21 protein-coding genes are annotated in these 20,836 nt (G+C 38.1%); 19 read left to right on the top strand and 2 right to left on the bottom strand.

Features of this window, described 5'->3' with window-relative positions:
* Positions 1-181: 181 nt before the first annotated feature.
* From metG to rsmA, 5 genes are all read left to right on the top strand, one after another.
* Positions 182-2,140: a methionine--tRNA ligase gene (metG, locus tag IEV74_RS14825; protein WP_188456161.1), complete on the top strand. Its 1,959-nt coding sequence runs from the start codon at positions 182-184 to the stop codon at positions 2,138-2,140.
* 250 nt (positions 2,141-2,390) lie between these two features.
* Positions 2,391-3,161: a TatD family hydrolase gene (locus IEV74_RS14820; RefSeq protein WP_188456160.1), complete on the top strand. Its 771-nt coding sequence runs from the start codon at positions 2,391-2,393 to the stop codon at positions 3,159-3,161.
* 279 nt (positions 3,162-3,440) lie between these two features.
* Entirely contained in the window at positions 3,441-4,634 is a 1,194-nt protein-coding gene (locus IEV74_RS14815; RefSeq protein WP_188456159.1) for a resuscitation-promoting factor, read from the top strand.
* A 67-nt stretch (positions 4,635-4,701) separates the two neighbouring features.
* Positions 4,702-5,271 carry a ribonuclease M5 gene (gene rnmV / locus IEV74_RS14810; protein WP_188456158.1) on the top strand — a complete coding sequence of 190 codons (570 nt, stop codon included), beginning with the start codon at positions 4,702-4,704 and terminating at the stop codon, positions 5,269-5,271.
* Positions 5,261-6,145 carry a 16S rRNA (adenine(1518)-N(6)/adenine(1519)-N(6))-dimethyltransferase RsmA gene (gene rsmA, locus IEV74_RS14805; protein WP_188456157.1) on the top strand — a complete coding sequence of 295 codons (885 nt, stop codon included), beginning with the start codon at positions 5,261-5,263 and terminating at the stop codon, positions 6,143-6,145. Before rnmV ends, rsmA begins: the two co-directional genes overlap by 11 nt.
* Before the next feature lie 36 nt (positions 6,146-6,181).
* Here the strand turns inward: rsmA and IEV74_RS14800 are convergent, their stop codons facing one another.
* A complete protein-coding gene (locus tag IEV74_RS14800) occupies positions 6,182-6,340 on the bottom strand; it encodes a hypothetical protein (protein WP_188456156.1) in 159 nt (52 codons plus the stop codon).
* Between the two features lie 117 nt (positions 6,341-6,457).
* On the opposite strand from IEV74_RS14800, the gene yabG reads away from it, so the two are divergent.
* The 4 genes from yabG to IEV74_RS14780 all read left to right on the top strand — a co-directional run bounded on the left by yabG (position 6,458) and on the right by IEV74_RS14780 (position 8,509).
* Positions 6,458-7,333, top strand: coding sequence for a sporulation peptidase YabG (yabG, locus tag IEV74_RS14795; RefSeq protein ID WP_188456155.1), 876 nt, complete (start codon positions 6,458-6,460; stop codon positions 7,331-7,333).
* Positions 7,334-7,528: 195 nt separating this feature from the next.
* Positions 7,529-7,795, top strand: coding sequence for a biofilm formation stimulator Veg (gene veg / locus IEV74_RS14790; protein WP_188456154.1), 267 nt, complete (start codon positions 7,529-7,531; stop codon positions 7,793-7,795).
* Between the two features lie 66 nt (positions 7,796-7,861).
* Complete coding sequence (locus IEV74_RS14785; protein ID WP_188456153.1) at positions 7,862-8,164, top strand: SCP2 sterol-binding domain-containing protein; 303 nt, start codon at positions 7,862-7,864, stop codon at positions 8,162-8,164.
* 165 nt (positions 8,165-8,329) lie between these two features.
* A complete protein-coding gene (locus IEV74_RS14780; protein ID WP_188456152.1) occupies positions 8,330-8,509 on the top strand; it encodes a small, acid-soluble spore protein, alpha/beta type in 180 nt (59 codons plus the stop codon).
* A gap of 215 nt (positions 8,510-8,724) precedes the next feature.
* Here IEV74_RS14780 and IEV74_RS14775 read toward each other — a convergent pair whose 3' ends face one another.
* Complete coding sequence (locus IEV74_RS14775) at positions 8,725-9,222, bottom strand: hypothetical protein (RefSeq protein WP_188456151.1); 498 nt, start codon at positions 9,220-9,222, stop codon at positions 8,725-8,727.
* Positions 9,223-9,788: 566 nt separating this feature from the next.
* Between IEV74_RS14775 and ispE the strand changes: the two genes are divergently transcribed.
* The 10 genes from ispE to spoVT all read left to right on the top strand — a co-directional run bounded on the left by ispE (position 9,789) and on the right by spoVT (position 20,744).
* On the top strand, positions 9,789-10,646 hold the full coding sequence (ispE, locus tag IEV74_RS14770) for a 4-(cytidine 5'-diphospho)-2-C-methyl-D-erythritol kinase (RefSeq protein WP_188456150.1): 858 nt from the start codon (positions 9,789-9,791) through the stop codon (positions 10,644-10,646).
* 68 nt (positions 10,647-10,714) lie between these two features.
* On the top strand, positions 10,715-11,530 hold the full coding sequence (purR, locus tag IEV74_RS14765; protein WP_188456149.1) for a pur operon repressor: 816 nt from the start codon (positions 10,715-10,717) through the stop codon (positions 11,528-11,530).
* Between the two features lie 157 nt (positions 11,531-11,687).
* The gene (gene spoVG, locus IEV74_RS14760) at positions 11,688-11,978 is read left to right on the top strand and encodes a septation regulator SpoVG (protein WP_099158900.1); all 291 of its coding nucleotides are present in this window, start codon (positions 11,688-11,690) and stop codon (positions 11,976-11,978) included.
* A gap of 171 nt (positions 11,979-12,149) precedes the next feature.
* Complete coding sequence (gene glmU / locus IEV74_RS14755) at positions 12,150-13,523, top strand: bifunctional UDP-N-acetylglucosamine diphosphorylase/glucosamine-1-phosphate N-acetyltransferase GlmU (RefSeq protein WP_188456148.1); 1,374 nt, start codon at positions 12,150-12,152, stop codon at positions 13,521-13,523.
* 22 nt (positions 13,524-13,545) lie between these two features.
* Positions 13,546-14,499 (top strand): ribose-phosphate diphosphokinase, encoded by a 954-nt coding sequence (locus IEV74_RS14750; RefSeq protein WP_188456147.1) that lies wholly within the window; start codon positions 13,546-13,548, stop codon positions 14,497-14,499.
* 147 nt (positions 14,500-14,646) lie between these two features.
* Positions 14,647-15,282 (top strand): 50S ribosomal protein L25/general stress protein Ctc, encoded by a 636-nt coding sequence (locus IEV74_RS14745; RefSeq protein WP_188456146.1) that lies wholly within the window; start codon positions 14,647-14,649, stop codon positions 15,280-15,282.
* Positions 15,283-15,399: 117 nt separating this feature from the next.
* Positions 15,400-15,969 carry an aminoacyl-tRNA hydrolase gene (gene pth, locus IEV74_RS14740; protein WP_188456145.1) on the top strand — a complete coding sequence of 190 codons (570 nt, stop codon included), beginning with the start codon at positions 15,400-15,402 and terminating at the stop codon, positions 15,967-15,969.
* A 77-nt stretch (positions 15,970-16,046) separates the two neighbouring features.
* The gene (gene fin / locus IEV74_RS14735) at positions 16,047-16,277 is read left to right on the top strand and encodes an anti-sigma-F factor Fin (RefSeq protein ID WP_188456144.1); all 231 of its coding nucleotides are present in this window, start codon (positions 16,047-16,049) and stop codon (positions 16,275-16,277) included.
* A gap of 111 nt (positions 16,278-16,388) precedes the next feature.
* Entirely contained in the window at positions 16,389-19,913 is a 3,525-nt protein-coding gene (gene mfd / locus IEV74_RS14730) for a transcription-repair coupling factor (RefSeq protein ID WP_188456143.1), read from the top strand.
* Between the two features lie 294 nt (positions 19,914-20,207).
* Complete coding sequence (gene spoVT / locus IEV74_RS14725) at positions 20,208-20,744, top strand: stage V sporulation protein T (RefSeq protein ID WP_188456142.1); 537 nt, start codon at positions 20,208-20,210, stop codon at positions 20,742-20,744.
* Positions 20,745-20,836: the final 92 nt, after the last annotated feature.

Here is a 20,836-nt window from a genome sequence, read left to right as displayed (position 1 = left end):
TGGTGTGGAAATATTTACATTATTACTTTATTCGACACAAATTGACATCACCGCTTGTACAGAATTAATGGGGAAAATTTGGGTTATTAAACACACGGCATTGGAAATATTGTGGTAAAATCGCTACAATAGTAATAATTTAAAAAAGAGTGATGGTAGGATTTTGAGGAGGTAAAAAATAATGCCGAAAGAGAAAAATACGTTTTATATAACGACACCTATTTATTATCCTAGTGGTAATTTGCATATTGGGCACGCATATTCCACTGTAGCTGGGGATGCGATGGCCCGTTATAAGCGGATGCGTGGATTTGATGTTATGTATCTGACTGGAGCGGACGAACATGGGCAAAAAATTCAGCGAAAAGCCGAAGAAAAAGGTGTTTCACCGCAGGAATATGTCGATGAAATTGTAGGCGGAATCCAGGATTTATGGAAAAAACTTAAAATAACGAACGATGATTTTATTCGAACAACGCAGGAGCGCCATAAAAAAGTTGTGGAGAAAATATTTGCTCAACTTGTAGAACAAGGTGATATTTATTTAGATGAGTATGAGGGATGGTATTGTACGTCCGACGAGTCTTTTTTTACAGAGCGACAGCTTGAGGATGGTCATTGTCCAGATTGCGGAGGATCTGTAGAAAAGGTAAAAGAAGAATCCTATTTCTTTAAAATGAGTAAATATGTTGATCGGCTTGTGCAGTATTATGACGAGCATCCTGATTTTATTCAGCCTGTAAGCCGTAAAAAAGAAATGTTAAGCAACTTTATAAATCCCGGTTTAGAGGACCTAGCTGTTTCACGTACCACCTTTGACTGGGGTGTAAAGGTACCTGGTGATCCTAAGCATGTCATCTATGTTTGGGTTGATGCATTAAGTAATTATATTACAGCACTTGGATATGGAACAGACGATGATGAAAAGTTTAAGAAATATTGGCCTGCCGATGTTCACTTAATGAGTAAGGAAATTGTTCGTTTTCATACGATATATTGGCCAATTATGTTAATGGCATTAGATTTACCCTTACCGGAAAAGATTTTTGCACACGGCTGGATTTTGATGAAGGACGGGAAAATGTCCAAATCAAAAGGAAACGTAGTCGATCCTGTCAAGCTTACGGACCGTTACGGATTAGATGCATTACGCTATTATTTGCTACGCGAAGTTCCATTTGGTTCTGATGGCGTCTTCACTCCTGAAGGCTTTGTTGAACGGACGAATTTTGATTTGGCAAATGACCTTGGCAACTTATTGAATCGAACAGTTGCAATGATTGAAAAATACTTTGATGGTGAAATTCCTGCATATACTGCAGCTGAAACAGATGTAGATCAATCACTTGAACAATTTGCCGAAGAAACAATTGCAAAAGTAGAAGATGCTTTAGAGAACATGCAGTTTTCCGTTGCACTAGCATCTTTATGGCAATTAATTAGTCGAACAAATAAATATATTGACGAAACAGAACCATGGATTCTAGCGAAGGATGACAGTAAAAAAGCACGTCTTGGCAATGTAATGGCACATTTAGCCGAGTCATTACGTGTTGCTGCTGTAATGCTGCAGCCATTCTTGACAGAAGCCCCGGATGAGATCTTTAGACAATTGGGAATTCAGGACAATTCACTAAAAGTATGGGATAGTGTTCATAAAGCTGGACAAATTAAAGCTGGAACAAGGGTAGTAAAAGGTAATCCGATTTTCCCTCGATTAGAAGTGGAAGACGAGATCAAAACGATCAAGGCTATGATGCAAAATCCAGCAGCTGAGAAAAAGGAAGAACAAGCTCAAGAACAAGACCGGAAAGATCAAATTGTCTATGATGATTTTATGAAGCTTGACATGCGGGTAGCAGAGGTCGTTAAAGCGGAAAAAATGAAAAAGGCAGACAAGCTGCTTAAACTTCAGCTTGACCTGGGTACTGAAAAACGCCAGGTAATTTCCGGAATCGCTGAACATTATCAGCCAGAGGAACTTACTGGTAAAAAGGTTATCTGTGTAACAAATCTAAAACCAGTTAAATTACGCGGTGAAATGTCAGAAGGAATGATTCTTTCCGGTGAAGACACTGACGGCAAGCTTTCACTTGCAACAGTTGAACAGACACTGCCAAATGGGTCAGTTGTCAAATAAATTGTAAAAAGGGTCAAATTCCTAAATTTTTAGGGATTGGCCTTTTGTTGTAAGAAATGGCTATTTTATAAACCTTGTTGCTTTTTGGCCACATAGTTACCGTTAAATGCCACGTGGTTTAATGCGGTTTTATGAAATAATCTATTCTTTATGAAGGTTGGCTTTTCAGATATTTAACCATTAATTATTGATTGAAACAGTAGAAACAACTGCTATAATTGACTACTTATAAAAATAAAGGAGCAATCGTATGCTATTCGACACTCACGTACACTTAAACGCAAGACAATTTACCGAAGATCGCGAAGAAGTGATCAAACGTGCATTTGACACAGGTGTTAACTATATGGTTGTAGTTGGATTTGACAGGGAAACGATTCCGCTTGCAATTGAAATTGCTGAGCAAAATGAAACAATTTACGCTGCAGTTGGCTGGCATCCTGTTGATGCAATTGATATGACCGATGAAGAACTGACATGGATTGAGGAACTATCCTCACACCCGAAAGTCGTTGCAATTGGTGAAATGGGGCTTGACTATCATTGGGACAAGTCACCAAAAGACATTCAAAAGGAAGTTTTCCGCAAACAAATCCGGCTTGCCAAAAAAGTGAAGATGCCGATCATTATTCATAACCGGGAAGCAACGGGAGACATCATCGAAATTTTGCAGGAAGAGGATGCCAAACAAGTAGGCGGAATTATGCATTGTTACAATGATTCTGCCCGGTATGTTCAAACATGTTTGGATATGAATTTTTATATATCACTTGGCGGACCCGTTACCTTTAAAAATGCACCACTGCCTAAAGAAGTCGCAGTACAGGTGCCGCTTGACCGTTTATTAGTAGAAACCGATGCACCGTTTCTCGCACCCCATCCCAATCGCGGTAAACGGAATGAGCCAGCGTATGTAAAACTAGTTGCAGAAAAGATAGCAGAACTAAGGGAAATGCCTTTCGATGAAATTAGTAAAATTACAACAGAAAACGCTTTTTCTTTATTCAATATTAAAAAATAATAGCGAAAAAGGTTGTAAACTATCGTAATTTTGGTGTAATAAAACAAACCGTAAAAAGGCTTCATTTATTGAGATTGGTGAAAAAACCAGTCTCTTTTTTATTGTTTAAGCAGCTGAATAAACATAGTCGTAACAAGGGATACAGCTCTATTAACAGAGAGGTGATAACTATTTACTTATTAAATGTAATCTTTTTGTAAACAAACCGTAATCGGAATAACTTTGACTTTTGCATATGGATGTTACTATAATCGATTACGGTTAAAGGAGGCAAGAAGCATGAAAATTTTTTCAAAGCTATTGCCGGCGTCGAAAAAGAAGCTGGTTATTTCTAGTATTGGTGTAGTGGCACTTGTTGTTTTTTCTAGTTTACTACTATTTGAAGCTACGAAAGCAGAAGTAGACCTAACAGAAAACGGAGAAAAACACACAGTAAAAACACACGCAAATACTGTTGGAGAACTACTTCAGGAACTTGGGATTCATGTAGGAAAGCATGATGCACTCTCAGTCGAAACAGATGCCAAGATTAAAGATGGTATGCAATTGAAGTATGAAAAGGCAAAGCAGATTATCGTATCCATTGACGGTAAAGAACAAGCATATTTTACAACGCTTGATACGGTAGGAGAATTCCTAACAGAAAACGAGCTGTCTTTTTCCAAACATGATGAAGTATCACATGAACCTGATGATGCAATCAAGAATGGTTTAAAGCTGACTGTTGCAAAAGCATTTCAAGTCAAATTAAATGATGGCGGCGACGAAAGTAAAGTCTGGGCCACTGGCGGCACTGTAAAGGAACTAATACATAAAAATAATATTACATTAAACGAATTGGATAAAGTCAAACCAGCTAAAGATGAACAAGTAACGAAAAATACGAAAATAAGTATCGTGCGTGTTGAAAAGGTAACGGACGTTGTAGAAGAAACCGTCGCATTTAAAACGGAGACTAAAAAAGATGCTTCTCTCACAAAGGGTAAAGAGAAAGTACTTGAACCGGGAAGCAAAGGAATCGTTGTTAAAAAATATGAAGTTATTATGGAAAACGGCAAAGAGGTCAGCCGCGAGTTAATTAGCGAAAAAGTAGAAGAAAAAAGCGAAACCCGTGTTGTGGCAATTGGAACAAAACAGCCAGAAGTTGTTGTGGAACAGGTATCACGCAGCAATGATAGTAATGGTAAGGTATTGTATATGACTGCAACAGCTTTTACGGCCAATTGCAGTGGGTGTTCTGGTCATACGGCAACAGGAATAGACTTACATGCAAATCCAAATGCGAAAGTCGTTGCCGTTGATCCAAATGTTATTCCACTTGGCTCTAAAGTATGGGTGGAAGGCTACGGCTATGCAATTGCTGGTGATACCGGCGGATTTGGTGGAAACCATATTGATGTGCACGTACCAACAAAAGCAGATGCATATCAATTTGGCAGAAAGAAAGTAAAGGTAAAAATAATTGGTAAATAACTGATAAAAATACTCTTGCCGTGTTAAAATGGTAAGAGTATTTTTTTAGGAGAAAAGGAAGAGGATTTTGAAAATCAAAGAAGTTATTGTAGTTGAAGGCCGTGACGATACTGCAAAAATTCGTCAGGCTGTTGATGCTGATACAATTGAAACGAACGGATCTGCGATAAATGAAGGGATTCTTAATCAAATTCGTCACGCACAAGTAAAACGAGGTGTGATTATTTTTACTGATCCCGATTATCCTGGGGAGCGAATCCGTCATATTGTTGATCAAGCTGTCCCGGGGTGTAAGCATGCATTTCTGACACGTGATGAGGCAAGAGCAAGAAATCCCCATAACAATAGTCTAGGTATTGAGCATGCATCGGTAATTGCTATTAAGCAGGCGTTGCAGGATGTATATGAACTAAAGGAAAATGAAACAAACGAAATAACGAAGGAAGATTTAGTAAAACGTGGACTTATTGGCGGACCGAATGCCAGTTCAAGGAGGGACAGACTTGGTGAGCTCTTGCAAATTGGGCATACTAACGGAAAACAATTATTGAAACGATTAACCATGTTCCAAATAACTTATTTACAGTTTGACAATGCGATTAAGCAAGTACTGCAGGAGGAAACAAATGACAAATAAAAGGCATATCGCTACACCGAAACGTACGAATGAAATCCTTAAGAAATATGGGTTTTTCTTCAAGAAAAGCTTAGGCCAAAATTTCTTGATTGATGTAAATATACTTGAAAATATTATTAAACATGCAGGGATTGATAAAACATCAGGGGCAATTGAAATTGGTCCTGGTATTGGGGCGTTAACTGAGCAATTGGCGATTCATGCTAAAAATGTAGTAGCGTTTGAGATTGATCAGCGGCTATTGCCAATTTTAAATGACACACTTTCTGATTACAGCAATGTCAACGTGATTCATCAGGATATTTTAGAAGCGAATGTGAAAGAAGTTATCGATACACACTTTTCCTCAGATCAGGAAATCCATATTGTAGCCAATCTGCCGTATTATATTACAACACCAATCCTGACAAAGCTATTACGCGACAGACTTCCAGTTTCAAGCTATACGGTGATGATTCAAAAGGAAGTTGCGGATCGGATGGCGGCTAAGCCTAATACAAAAAGCTATGGATCCTTAACGATTGCAATGCAGTATTATACACATGCTGAGGTAGTTATGCATGTGCCAAAAAGTGTTTTTATGCCACAGCCGAATGTTGACTCCAGTATTTTAAAATTAACAACTAGAGCTCATCCTCCTGTTGATGTTTTGGATGAAAGCTTTTTCTTTCGGATTGTACAGGCTAGTTTCGCTCAACGAAGAAAAACACTACGGAATAATTTAACCAGTCATTTTAAAGAAAAATATAATAAAGAAACGATTTCAACTATTTTGGAGCGTATCGGAATAGATGGAACGCGTCGCGGAGAGTCATTAACTATGGAGGAATTCGCAACATTGGCCAACGCGTTTTTTAAACTATCTAACGAATAAATAGAGCTATTGCTGCTGATTAGTGGCGATAGCTTATTATTTTCCCTGAAAATCGCGGCTCGTATTTCCATATAATTGGAAATACGAGCCGATTTTGTCCGAATACGATCCGAAAAACTGAAATACGATCCAAAAACGGTCAAATACGAGCGGAAAAACTGAAATACGATCCAAAATCCACAAAATACGATCCAAGTAACATAATACAGGGCATTTCTAAAGTTCAATAGGCACATAGCAGTTTCCATTCACATAGGCTATTCATAGAAGGAACGCTTTCTCCGAACAGAGGAAGGCTTGTGGGGTGGATGAATGGATTTTACAATTGGAGATTTGGTAACGCGTGCTTCATATAATCATGATTTATTGTTTCGTGTGGCATCACAAACAGATGATAATGCCATCATACATGGGGAGGATATTCGTTTGGAGGCTGATGCTCCGATGGAAGATCTAATACCTGTACAGGACCGTGATTTAGAGAAACGAAGGAAAACGGTAAAAGAACAAGAGGAATTTTCCTATCGTTTATTTCGTCAGGACTATCAATTGATGAAGGAAAAAAGGGATTATCAGACAACTGAAGGCTATCATTATCCAGCGAGATTTTTCCAGTTGCCAGCAAAGGTCCTCCATATTGATGGTGATCGAATGTATTTACGAAAGTGTATAGAGCTATATCAACGGATGGGCTTACAGGTTCATGGTATTTATGTGAACGAAAAAGAAATGCCATTTGAGATTGGGCCATTAGTTGAGAAAATTCAGCCAGATATAATTGTTATAACAGGGCATGATTCATTTTCCAAAAATAAAGGTGTAAAAAGTGACCTCCGTGCTTACCGCCATTCAAAATACTTTGCTGAAACGGTTCGTGCTGCCAGAAATATTGTTCCGCATTTGGATCAATTAGTTATTTTTGCGGGTGCATGCCAATCACATTTTGAATCTTTAATTCGTGCAGGTGCAAATTTTGCCAGTTCCCCGTCAAGAATTAATATTCATGCTCTTGATCCAGTATACATCGCAGCGAAAATAGCGTATACACCATTTATGGAGAAGGTCAGTGTTTGGGATGCATTACGCAATACGTTAACTGGTGAAAAAGGAATGGGAGGAGTAGAAACGAGGGGACTTCTAAGAACAGGAATGCCGTATCTTGAAGAAGAATCGACCGATTTTGAATAATTAAATGGCTGATGATATGAAGCATCAGCCAAATTATTTTAAAAAAACGTACATAAATTTTAATATTTATGAAATAATAATGGACAAAATTGCTTTTCAGTATTGACATGAAAAAAGGTATATTGTTATAATATAAAGTTTCATTTGACGATTATACAAGCATGTGATATACTATACACAGTGAGGTGGAGTGTAGTGGCTAAAACATTAGTTGAAATTAAGCAGGGTCTTGAAGGTCAGATTGGTCAACGGCTTAAATTAAGAGCCAATGGTGGAAGACGTAAGACTATTGAACGAAGTGGTATTTTAGCAGAAACGTATCCTTCCGTTTTCGTTGTTGAATTAGATCAAGATGAAAATTCGTTTGAACGCGTTTCGTACAGCTATGCAGATGTTTTAACAGAGACTGTAGAACTAAGCTTCCAAGATGAACGAACAAAAGCGATGATAATGGAGCAGTGAACATTCTGTTTACTGCTTTTATTTCGGATAAATTTATCAGAAAATTGTAAAAGCGGGGATGTACATATGATTTCAATTGAATCCAGTTCAGTAAAAGATATTTGGCAGTTTATTGAACAGCAGCTGCAGCATAATAATGAGCCGTATAAGGATGTTACCGCTGTATATGAATTCCGGATTCTTGATGAGGATGATGGTGTATATCAGCTGGATTTTGCTGATCAACAGGCTTCTGTACATTACACAAACGAAAAAGAGGCTGATTGTGTCCTCAAAATGAAAGAAAAATATTTTAAATTATTTTTGTTAGGCGACCTTAACAGTACAAAGGCATTTATGACGGGGAAACTTAAAATAAAGGCAATCTAAGCCTGGCGCTTAAATTGGAAAGTATGCTGAAGCAATATCAACTGGAACATTTACATTAAAATTTTCCTTTTTTGCATACATATAACGGGTGTATGTTTTACTATGTGGCATAAGCTAATAATGTCGTAAGAAGGTAAACTCAAATAGGAAAGGGGTTGTTCTTTCATGGGTAGGCGCAGCATGATGTCAGACCAATTGAAAGAAGAAATTGCCAAAGAGTTAGGTTTTTACGACACGGTTCAAAAAGAGGGATGGGGCGGCATCAAAGCGCGAGATGCCGGAAACATGGTGAAACGAGCAATTGAAATGGCCGAGCAGAACATGCAGCATGGAGGCAGACCCTAGAAGGGTTTGCCTTTTTTCCTTGTATGCGCAAATCAATTATTGAATAAAGTTATCAATTAAAGGTGCTTCAGAGTTATTTTCCATTCCATATTTAAAGTAATCTAAGGTTTCATAATTTTTGTGGCCATTTTCCATTATTACGATTGTAAACTTTAATTTCAATGAATCATTAATATTAAATCTGTTAGTTAAGTCCCCTTTGAATAACCATTCAGTTATATCCCATCTTGGTTTTCAAAACCAATGTAAGTCGCATCATCATCTGAATCGTAATTCAAGCTTTTAATTTTATCCTCAAATATCAACTTCTCATTAATTCCGTAATCTTTAAAGTTATAAACATCTGTATTAAAATTAACATCGAATGTTTGAGCTTCTAATTGCTTATAGTCAAGTATTCTGTTAAGAGAAGTATTGGATGGATTTAAGTGTTTATCGGAAGGAATGATATAGGGTGACCCTTTTATCATTTCTGCCTTATAGCTTTTTCCATCTTGGTCATATAACCGAATGTTTTCGTCGGTACTACATGGAACGTATGTGGGTTCATTACCTTCTGAGTATCCTGAACACTCTCGGTAGTTTTCATTGTGGCTGTAGCCAATCCAAGTATTCCAAGTCTGTTTACTATTTTGAACGTATCTTTTTTGTGGTATAAAGTTTATTAAAAATCTGGGATAAGGGGATGTCTGTATGAAAGTATTTTTAAGCATTGTTATTTTTTGTGTGTTATTCTTAGCCTTGAAATGGATTTATAATTCTTTTGGTCTACATTCTTCAGTGAGATGTTATGTCTATAGTTATTATGTTCCTCCTTCTTTTGTTTTCAATATTAATCGGAAACGTGCTAACAAGGTATTTTAAAAGTAAAGGATAAGCATTTATAACACCTCCTTGTAAATATAATAATATAGCAAATAATAATTTTGTTTGTATTGGGAAAGTTCCCTCTTTTTTATAAATAGTTCAAAACTCATTGAAGTTTTCGAGAGATCAAACCTCAAAAATTTATCGGTCCAAAAGTTTACTACTACTAACAAATTCTACTAAAACGTATCCTCACATAAGACCATGGTAACTATTGCTCCCCCAACCAGTCGCCTCCGCTTTTCTTGATCCAGCCGCGGCTCCTAGAGGTTGCCGTCATAAGCAATGGACATTCCGAACGCCAAACCCATGCGTTCTCCAGTCCCTTGCTTATGCGTCCGCCTCTAACCAGTCGCCTCCGCTTTTCTAATATGTTACAATTTGGTATAGTTTTATAAAGTGGGTGACGGAGATGGTTCTTTTTGAGAAAGCGCCAGCCAAGATTAATTTATCATTAGATGTCCTTGGTAAAAGGGATGATGGTTTTCATGAAGTAGAAATGATCATGACTTCTATTGATTTAGCTGATCGTGTTGAGCTATATCCCTTAAACAAGGATTGTATTAAGGTGTCTGCCGATAATCAATACGTGCCAAACGACGAACGGAATCTGGCATATAAGGCGGCGCTTGCTTTTAAAAATAAGTACCATATTGATCATGGTGTACGGATAGCTATTGAAAAAAATATTCCTGTATCGGCTGGATTAGGCGGAGGAAGCAGTGATGCGGCGGCTGTATTGCGCGGGCTTAACCGAATGTGGTGTGTCGGTGCAACAATGGGAGAGCTTGCTGATTTAGGTGCTTCTATTGGGTCTGATGTACCATTTTGTATTTTTAGCAAAACAGCATTAGCGACAGGGCACGGCGAAATTCTCCGCGACATAGCTTCTCCCCCGCCATGTTATGTAGTGCTGGCAAAACCGAATATTGGTGTATCAACAAGAATAATTTTTCAGCAAGTTGATGTGGGGGAACTTAAACATCCAAATACACAGAAAATTATTCGTTCACTGGAAAACAAGGATTTTACAAAATTATGCGAGAATGTAGGCAATGCATTAGAAAGTGTAACATTTTCATTGTTTCCGACTGTCCAGCGAATAAAGGAAAAAATGATTCAGGCAGGAACAACTGGTGTTTTAATGAGCGGAAGTGGACCTACTGTAGTTGGATTAGTGGAACATTATAGCAAAGCAAAGCGTATCTATAATGGATTAAGGGGTTTTTGTGAAGAAGTATACATTGTTCAGCTCCTTGATCGCCGGTAATACTTGCTTAAAAACGTACAATAATGGTATATTTGTTAGTAAATATTCGGTTTTAAAGGTGTGGTTGTATGAAAAGAAGTGACCGGTTAGTATCGATGACAAACTACTTTTTGGAAAATCCTAGAAGGCTTAATCCATTGCCGCGTTTTACAGAAATGTATCAAGCCGCTAAGTCTTCCATTAGTGAGGATCTCGTTATAGTAGATAGAGTATTTCAAGAGGAAGGTATCGGACATCTGCAAACAATAGCTGGAGCAGCAGGTGGTGTCAGATATATCCCGGAATTCTCAACAGATAGCAGTCTTCATTTTATTAATGCGTTATGCAGTAAATTGGAAGACCCAGTCAGGATCCTTCCTGGCGGTTACCTGTACATGAGTGATATTTTAGGGGACCCAAAGATGGTTAATCAAATTGGACGTGTACTTGGTTCAGCGTTTTCTGATGCGGAAATAGAGGTCGTTGTGACGGTAGCAACTAAAGGAATTCCGTTAGCATATGCAGTCGCATCGTATTTGGCTGTTCCTGTTGTAATTGTCCGCAGAGATCCTAAGGTAACGGAGGGATCTTCTGTAAGTATTAATTATGTTTCGGGGTCATCCCGCAAAATTCAGACAATGGTATTGCCAAAGAGAAGCCTCAAGGAAGGGGCAAATGTCTGTATTATAGATGATTTTATGAAAGCTGGGGGTACGATCACAGGTATGACAAGCCTGCTTGCGGAGTTTAATGCCAATGTAAAAGCAATTGGTGTACTGGCAGAGGCTGATGATGAAGAAGAGGACCGGGTTGTTGAGAACTATACATCACTGATTAAAATATCGAATGTAGATATTAAACAAAAAAGGATTCAAGTATTGCCTGGTAATTTTAATCAAAAATAAGTTTGTTTCCATAAAAATCTTTCTGAATTAGAGAAAGATTTTATTTTTTTGCTATTTTTATGTAATTATTTAAAATTTTTTTTAAAATTAGGCAGGATTTATCAATGTTTTGTTGAATATTGGTAATAAGCTAAAAGGGAAAAGGTGGTGAAACATCATGGAAGTAACTGACGTAAGATTACGCCGCGTCGCTACAGAGGGAAGAATGCGTGCAATTGCATCGATTACATTGGATCAAGAATTTGTAGTCCATGATATTCGTGTTATTGACGGGAACAATGGATTATTTGTAGCTATGCCATCCAAACGCACTCCTGACGGCGAATTCAGGGATATTGCACATCCGATTAATTCGAACACACGTGCAAAAATTCAGGATGCTGTACTAGAAGAGTACCGCAATGCTGGTGAAGCAGAAGTTGAATACGAGGAAGCAGGTGCTTCCTAAAGATGTAAACAACTAGAGGACTAATCTGAACTGGATTAGCCTTCTTTTTTTGTATAGAATAATTCCCTATTTTTAGCAGAAATTCACTGACCTTCATTCGCTTGTATCTGTTGAAATAATCCACTTTTTAAGATATATTCATAATGGATAATCAGAATGGAGGTTTACTTCATGGCAAAACGCTATGCTGTTATTCTAGCAGCAGGTCAAGGGACCAGGATGAAGTCGAAATTATATAAAGTACTTCACCCAGTGATGGGTCGGCCGATGGTACAGCACGTAATTGACCAGGTTAAGGAAGTACAGCTGGAAGAAGTTGTAACAATTGTTGGCTTTGGCGCTGATAAAGTGATTGAAAAAATAGGTGACACAAGTCAATTCGTTGTACAGGAGGAACAGCTTGGAACAGGACATGCTGTTCAGCAGGCAGAAGAAATTTTAAAGGATAAAGATGGGACAACAATTGTAGTTTGTGGAGATACACCTTTGATTAGGGCCGAAACATATCAGGCATTGTTCGATCATCATGAAAATGAGGGTTCTATGGCCACTATCCTTACAACAGAAGTTCCTGACCCAACTGGTTACGGAAGAGTAATCCGCAACAAATCTGGTGAGGTTGAACGTATTGTTGAACATAAAGATGCTAATCAGAATGAGCTGCGTGTGAATGAAATTAATACGGGAACTTATTGTTTTGATAACAAAGCCCTATTTAATGCTTTAAAAGATGTTTCAAACGATAATGCTCAAGGTGAATATTATTTGCCAGATGTAATTGAAATTTTACGAAATAAACATGAAAAGGTTAGTGCGTTTTTAACTCCTGACGTTGAAGAAACATTAGGTGTCAATGACCGCGTTGCACTAGCACAGGCTGAAAAGACATTGAAAAGACGAATTAATGAAAAACACATGCGCAATGGTGTGACAATCATTGATCCTGATAACACATATATCGGGCCGAGTGTTACAATAGAACAGGATGTTGTTATTCATCCTGGATCAATCATCTCTGGATCAACTATCATTAAAACAAATGCTGAGGTTGGTCCGCATACAGAGATAACTGACTGTCTAATTGGTGAAGAAACCGTTATCAAGCAAAGTGTGGCAAACGATAGTCAAATTGGTGATCGTGTAAAGATTGGACCATTTGCTCACATTCGTCCGGAAGCATCAATCGGTAATGAAGCTAAGATAGGTAACTTTGTAGAAGTGAAAAAGTCAACGTTAGGCGATAAAAGCAAGGTATCTCATCTAAGCTACATAGGTGATGCAAAAGTAGGAAGTAACGTGAATATTGGGTGTGGGACAATTACTGTCAATTATGATGGTAAAAATAAATTTTTAACAACAATTGAGGATGACGCATTTATCGGGTGTAATTCAAATTTAATTGCACCAGTAACAGTTGGTAAAGGTTCTTATGTTGCAGCCGGTTCAACGATAACGAAAAATGTTCCAGAGGACGCATTATCGGTTGCCCGTGCTAGACAATCAAATAAAGAAGGCTATGCATCAAAAATAAAAAATAGAAAATAAGATTAACGGAGGGTTTTACACCATGGCATCAAGCTATAAGGATCCATCTTTAAAAGTTTTCTCATTGAATTCAAATCGTAAACTAGCAGAAGATATAGCAAACCACATTGGAACAACGCTTGGTGAGTGTACTGTTTCAACATTTAGTGACGGTGAAGTACAAATTAACATCGAGGAAAGCGTGCGTGGCTGTGACGTTTATGTAGTTCAATCAACATGCTCTCCTGTTAACAAACACATCATGGAATTGCTTATCATGATTGATGCATTAAAGCGTGCCTCAGCAAGATCTATCAATATCGTAATGCCATATTACGGGTATGCAAGACAAGATCGTAAAGCACGAGCAAGAGAACCAATTGCCGCGAAGCTTGTTGCCAACCTTTATGAAACTGCTGGAGCTAACCGAGTGATAACACTCGATTTACATGCGCCGCAAATTCAGGGTTTCTTCAATATACCGATCGACCATCTGCAAGGTGTACCAATTCTTTCGGATTATTTCATTAAGAAAGACGTTGAAGATCCAATTATCGTTTCACCGGATCATGGTGGGGTAACCAGGGCACGGAAAATGGCAGAACGGCTAAAAGCACCAATTGGTATTATTGATAAACGCAGACCACGTCCTAATGTTGCAGAAGTAATGAATATTGTTGGTAATATTGAAGGGAAAACAGCAATTTTAATCGATGATATTATCGATACAGCAGGGACGATTACACTTGCGGCAAACGCCCTAATTGAAAATGGTGCGAAGGCTGTATATGCCTGCTGTACACATCCGGTTCTTTCAGGTCCTGCTATAGAACGTATTAGGGACTCCAAAATAGAGGAATTGATTGTTACGAATACGATTCCGCTTTCAGAAGACAAGCAAATTGAAAATATTAAACAATTATCGGTAGCTCCACTAATTGGTGAAGCAATAATCCGTGTTCACGAATTACAATCTGTAAGTATCCTGTTCGATTAAAGGTTTAGAAATGTGCTGATTCGGGAAATATCTATTATAGGCATTTAATGCTTAATAAGAAAGATAGAATACATCGATATACATTAATTCTAATGATGACAAAACTTAACACGTTTAAGTTTTTCAAATAATTGGAGGGTGATGAACATGGCAGTAAAGCTTAAAGCAATTGCAAGAGAAGATCAAGCAAAATCAGCTACAAGGAAGATCAGAGAAAATGGACAGGTTCCCGGTGTTGTTTATGGGAAAGCGAAAGATGCCAAATCTATCGCTGTAGATAGTATTGAATTAGTTAAAACGGTCCGAGATGAAGGCCGTAATGCTATTATTTCACTTGATATTGAAAATGGTAAACCTGTAGATGTTATGCTGCATGAATATCAAATGGATCCAATTAAAGATGAATTGGTCCATGTTGACTTCTATATTGTAAATATGTCTGAAGAAATGGATGTCGCGGTTCCGCTTCACTTGGAAGGCGAAGCGCATGGTGTGAAGGATGGCGGCGTATTACAGCAGCCACTTTACGAATTGCAGGTCCGCGCAAAGCCAGGTAACATTCCGGATGAAATTTCTGTAGATGTATCTAATCTTGGGGTTGGCGATAGTATTGCAATCGCAGATATTCCCGCAGCTCAGAACTATGAATTTCTTGAAGACGTCGAAACAACGATTGCTACAGTAATACCGCCTGACACACTGGACGATGTTGAAGAAGCACCAGATGAAAACGCAGAACCTGAACTAGTCGATCAAAAAGGTGACGCACAGGAAGACCGATAATTTAGTAATCAGTATAATTTATACCCCTCCTGTAAGACGGGTTAATCTTATAGGGGGGTTACTTGTATATTCTTTGGTATACTGTTCGCGGGAATACAACTAAAAGGAAGTTATGAAATGAAATGTATTGTAGGACTGGGAAATCCAGGTAAAACGTATCAAAGCACTCGTCACAATATTGGTTTTATGGTAATTGATGAACTGCTGAATCGCTTTCACTGGGATTTGAATAAGAAAAAATTTAATGGCAAGTATGCGATGGAAAGGGTTGCGGGTGATAAGGTCATCCTTTTGAAGCCGCAGACATACATGAATCTGTCGGGTGAAGCAATACGGCCATTAATGGATTATTATAATATTGATACGGAGGACGTTCTTGTTATTTATGATGACTTGGATCTCCCTGCTGGTAAAATCCGTCTTCGGGGAAAAGGCGGTCATGGCGGTCATAATGGAATTAGATCAATGATTGACCATTTAGGTACAAAAGAGTTTAAACGGATCAGAATTGGCATAGGGCGCCCCATTACACCCCAGCCAGTTGTCGATTATGTACTTGGCGGATTTCCTAAGGATGAACATGAAGATGTTATAGCAAGCATTAAAAAATCTGCAGATGCGTGTGAAGCATGGTTTGACCGGCCATTTGCTGATGTCATGAATGAATTTAACAGCCGATACATATAGTACGTACTATACGTATAAAATATAACTTTTCGGATAAACCTAATGGTACCCCATGTTTATTCGAGGAGGATTGTTTTATGTCTTTTGTCTATCAATGCAGGCATTGTGGACAAACGCTCGGTAAAATCGAGCAGCAGGTTGCAGATGCGGCAATGCTTGGTTTAGATAAATTATCAATTGAGGATAAGAAAGAAATGATTCAATACCAGGAAAATGGAGATGTTCAGATTAAGACAATTTGCGAGAGCTGTGAAGAGTCATTAGGAACAAATCCACATTATCATGAATTAGATTTTTTCATACAATAAAAGCGCACAATAATAGCTTTGGTTTCCAGCCAAGGCATATTTGCGCTTGTTAAAGCGAGCCTATTTCGTTATGAAAAGGATGGGTCGCTATGATTACGGTGGGGGTTTACAATGAAAGGGATTAATAATTATTTACAATCAAAGGAAGATATACAATCAATTATAAGTGGAATTTCCAGTGGTATGAAGGAACAGCTTGTTGCCGGATTGGCGGGTTCTGCTCGAAGTCTGCTTGTTTCTATCATTAACGAATCCACTAATAATCAAGTGTTGCTTGTTACGCATCAATTAGTTCAGGCACAGCAATTATATGATGATTTAGCGGAATTAGTTGGCGAACAGGATATTCATTTATATCCTGTAAACGAGTTAATCGCTTCAGAAATTGCGATCGCTAGTCCGGAGCTGAAAAGTCAGCGTATCGAGTCATTAACAGCATGGTCAAGAAGGAAATCGGGAATATTAATAGCTCCTGTTGCAGCATTAAAGCGTATTCTGCCGCCGCCTAGCTACTTTCAAAAATATCAATTGAAATTCAGTTATGGTGAAGAAATAGATATAAAGGCATATTTAACATCTTTAGTAGATATGGGTTACGAAAGAGCAACAATGGTAAACACACCAGGTGAATTCAGTCAGCGTGGTGGCATTATTGATATTTATCCAGTTACAGAGGAACACCCAATCCGTATAGAGTTATTCGATGATGAAATCGATTCTATACGTTATTTTGATGCAGAGACACAGCGTTCCTTAGAACAAAAAAAGGAGATTACGATTGGTCCTGCCACAGAGCTGCTTTTAACGGATGAAGATATTATTGCAGGTGCCGAGCGTATGGAAGATGCGCTGGCAGCAACGTTGAAAAAATTAAAGACGAAACAAGCAAAAGAAAAGCTAATCGAGGTTATGGAACACGATATAGGTCGTTTGAAGAATTTAGAGCATTTTCAAGAAATGTACAAATATATTGGATTTCTTTATGAAAACCCTGCTAGTTTATTAGATTATTTACCGTCAAATGGATTAATTATTATGGATGAAATGAGCAGGATACATGAGACGGCGACCAATTTAGACACAGAAGAAGCCGAATGGTATAACAGTCTACTGGAATCGAATCAAATGGTCAGAGACAGCAGATTTTCATTTGATTGGCATGATGTATGGGAGCATATGAATCAGCAGCGCTTGTATTTATCTGTATTTTTGCGCCACATACCAAATACCCAGCCGCAAAATATTATTAATTTATCATCAAGGGCAATGCAGGAATTTCATGGTCAGATGAATTTGTTTAAAAACGAACTAAAGCGTTGGGAAAAGGGTGACTTTTCTGTTGTTATACTTGCCCCAAATGAAAAACGGGCCGAAAAGATCCAATCTATTTTTACCGATTATGATATGGAAGCAGCCATTACAAAGCAATTGGAATTACCTGTCAAAAAACCAACGATAGCTGTTGGTAATATTAACAGTGGTATAGAATTTCCGATGCATAAGCTTGTAATTATTACCGAAAATGAATTGTTTAAAAAGCGGATAAAACGTACTAGAAAAAAACAAAAAATATCGAATGCCGAACGAATTAAAAATTACCAGGAATTAAAAGTTGGAGATTATGTTGTACATGCAAATCATGGTATTGGCAGATATCTAGGAATAGAAACGCTGAAAGTTAATGATCTGCATAAGGATTATATGCTGATTAAGTACTCTGGTGATGACAAGCTTTTCGTACCAATTGATCAAATTGATTTAGTGCAAAAGTTTGTTGGCTCGGAAGGAAAAGAACCTAAGCTTTACAAACTTGGCGGCAGTGAATGGACAAAAGTAAAACGAAAAGTACAATCATCAGTTGAAGATATTGCCGACGATTTAATCAAGCTTCACGCTGAAAGGCAAGCGAAAAAGGGGTACGCGTTTTCACCTGATTCAGAGATGCAGCGTGAGTTTGAAGCATCGTTCCCTTATCAGGAGACAGAAGACCAGCTGCGGTGTATTGAAGAAATCAAACAGGATATGGAAAAAGAACGGCCAATGGATCGTTTGCTTTGTGGTGATGTTGGTTACGGGAAAACAGAAGTAGCGATTCGCGCCGCCTTTAAGGCAATAGCAGATGGGAAACAGGTTGCTATACTGGTTCCAACGACAATTCTTGCGCAGCAGCATTTTGAAACAATTCGTGAACGGTTTCAGGATCATGCCATTACTATTGGTCTATTAAGCAGATTTCGAACTAAAAAACAACAAAAAGACACGATAGAAGGATTACGCAAAGGGTTAGTTGACGTTGTTATTGGCACACATCGCATATTGTCAAAAGATGTACAATACCATGATTTAGGCTTGCTTGTAGTAGATGAAGAGCAGCGTTTTGGTGTAAAGCATAAAGAAAAAATCAAGCAATTGAAAACGAATGTTGATGTTTTAACATTAACAGCGACACCAATTCCAAGGACGCTTCACATGTCAATGCTTGGTGTACGCGATCTGTCTGTGATCGAAACACCACCTGAAAATCGTTTTCCTATTCAAACGTACGTTATGGAGTACAATCCAGTCTTTATCAGGGAAGCAATAGAACGTGAAATGGCCAGAGGCGGCCAAGTATTTTTCTTGTTTAATCGTGTTGAGAACATTGATGCTATTGCCCGGGAAATCGGTATGCTAGTCGATGAAGCGAAAATTGCAATTGCCCATGGTCAAATGAATGAGACAGAGCTTGAAAGTGTTATGTTCTCCTTTTTAGAGGGGGAATTCGATGTTCTTGTTAGTACAACAATTATTGAAACAGGTGTAGACATTCCAAATGTTAATACATTAATCGTCTATGATGCTGATCGTATGGGATTAAGTCAATTGTATCAATTAAGAGGCCGTGTGGGACGGTCAAATCGAGTTGCTTATGCATATTTTACCTATCAAAAAGATAAAGTGCTGACAGAGGTTGCTGAGAAACGACTGCAGGCAATCAAAGAATTTACGGAGCTTGGATCAGGATTTAAGATTGCAATGCGGGATTTATCCATACGTGGTGCAGGGAATCTATTGGGTGCACAGCAGCATGGATTCATCGATTCTGTCGGTTTTGATATGTATTCACAAATGCTAAAGGATGCAATCGATGCTCGTAAAGCTGGAAAAGAACTAGATGACATCAAGCCATTTGAACCTGAACTGGCATTGGATTTAGATGCATACATCCCAGATGAATATATTAAAGATGAAAAGCAGAAAATTGATATGTACAAACGGTTCCAAACGGTTGAAAGCACTGATGATATAGAGGAATTGAAAGAAGAATTGATGGACAGGTTTGGGGATTATCCTAGTGAAGTAGAAAATTTATTCATTGTTTCCTCATTGAAAATGCATGCGAAGCGGGAGAGAGTCGAATCGATCAGTGAAAAGAACAAGAAGATTGAAATGCTTGTTGATGAACAGCGCAGCCAGGAAATCGATGGCTCGAAATTGTTTACACTTGCCAATACATTCGGCCGCGGCATACAGCTTGGTACGGAAAATCAAAAATTAAAGATAATGTATAAGTGGGCACGGGATGCGGAATACCAACGTTATGAAACGGTAGAGGAATTTATTAAACAATTAAGTACTGTCAATCGGGATGATTAAAAACAATTTTCTTAGTCGCCAGTCAATGGGCGTGTTGTGGCTGGTCTACCCTTATTTCTTTAAATTTCTGCCGGTTAGTTGTTAACAGGAAAGCTATATTCGATAAATATGGTGGACCTTTTAGGCTTCACATGATTAGGTCAGCATTTCTTGTACTAGAAAAATAACGCTTCGATGTATAGTTCTTACAATATGAATCATACTAAAACCACAACTGGTGATTTTTTACTTGTTTTAAGTAAAAGTGGAAAATCAGCAGATACGATCATCATATGAAAGTGAGGCATCACCCGAATGAAGGCAACAGGAATTGTACGTCGAATTGATGATTTAGGCAGAGTAGTTATCCCAAAGGAAATAAGGCGAACATTGCGTATCCGAGAAGGTGACCCGTTAGAAATTTTTGTTGATAGAGAAGGCGAAGTAATTTTAAAAAAATATTCACCTATAAATGAGTTGGGAAGCTTTGCGCAGGAATATGCTGAAGCATTGTTTGATTCCCTCCACCATCCAGTTTTTATTTGTGATCGTGATGAAATTATAGCTGTGGCGGGAGAATCAAAGAAGGATTACTTAAATAAAAATATTGGTGCAAAATTAGAAAAAGCAGTGGAAAATCGGTCTTCCCTTTTTGAGACTGAAAAAACGACATTAGAAATGTTAGAAGGTAAAGAGGAAGAAATAGCTTCCTATTGTTTAAGTCCTATAATCGCTAACGGTGACCCAATTGGCTGCGTTATAATGTTCGCAAAAGGTGATAAACAGCTTAGTAATGTGGAACAAAAGTCTATCGAGACAGCTGCAAGTTTTTTGGCAAAACAAATGGAATAAACTACTTAGATGAAGACAAAAATCAGCGCGCCAACGCGCTGATTTTTTGTTGTTTTAATGACAATAGAAATTGAGTAATGGACGGTATCGTG

Origin of the sequence: Virgibacillus oceani (assembly GCF_014638995.1) — a bacterium.
GTDB lineage: Bacteria > Bacillota > Bacilli > Bacillales > Amphibacillaceae > Virgibacillus_E > Virgibacillus_E oceani.
Note: the sequence above shows the minus strand (reverse complement) of the source record. Positions and strands in the feature narration are given on the sequence as shown.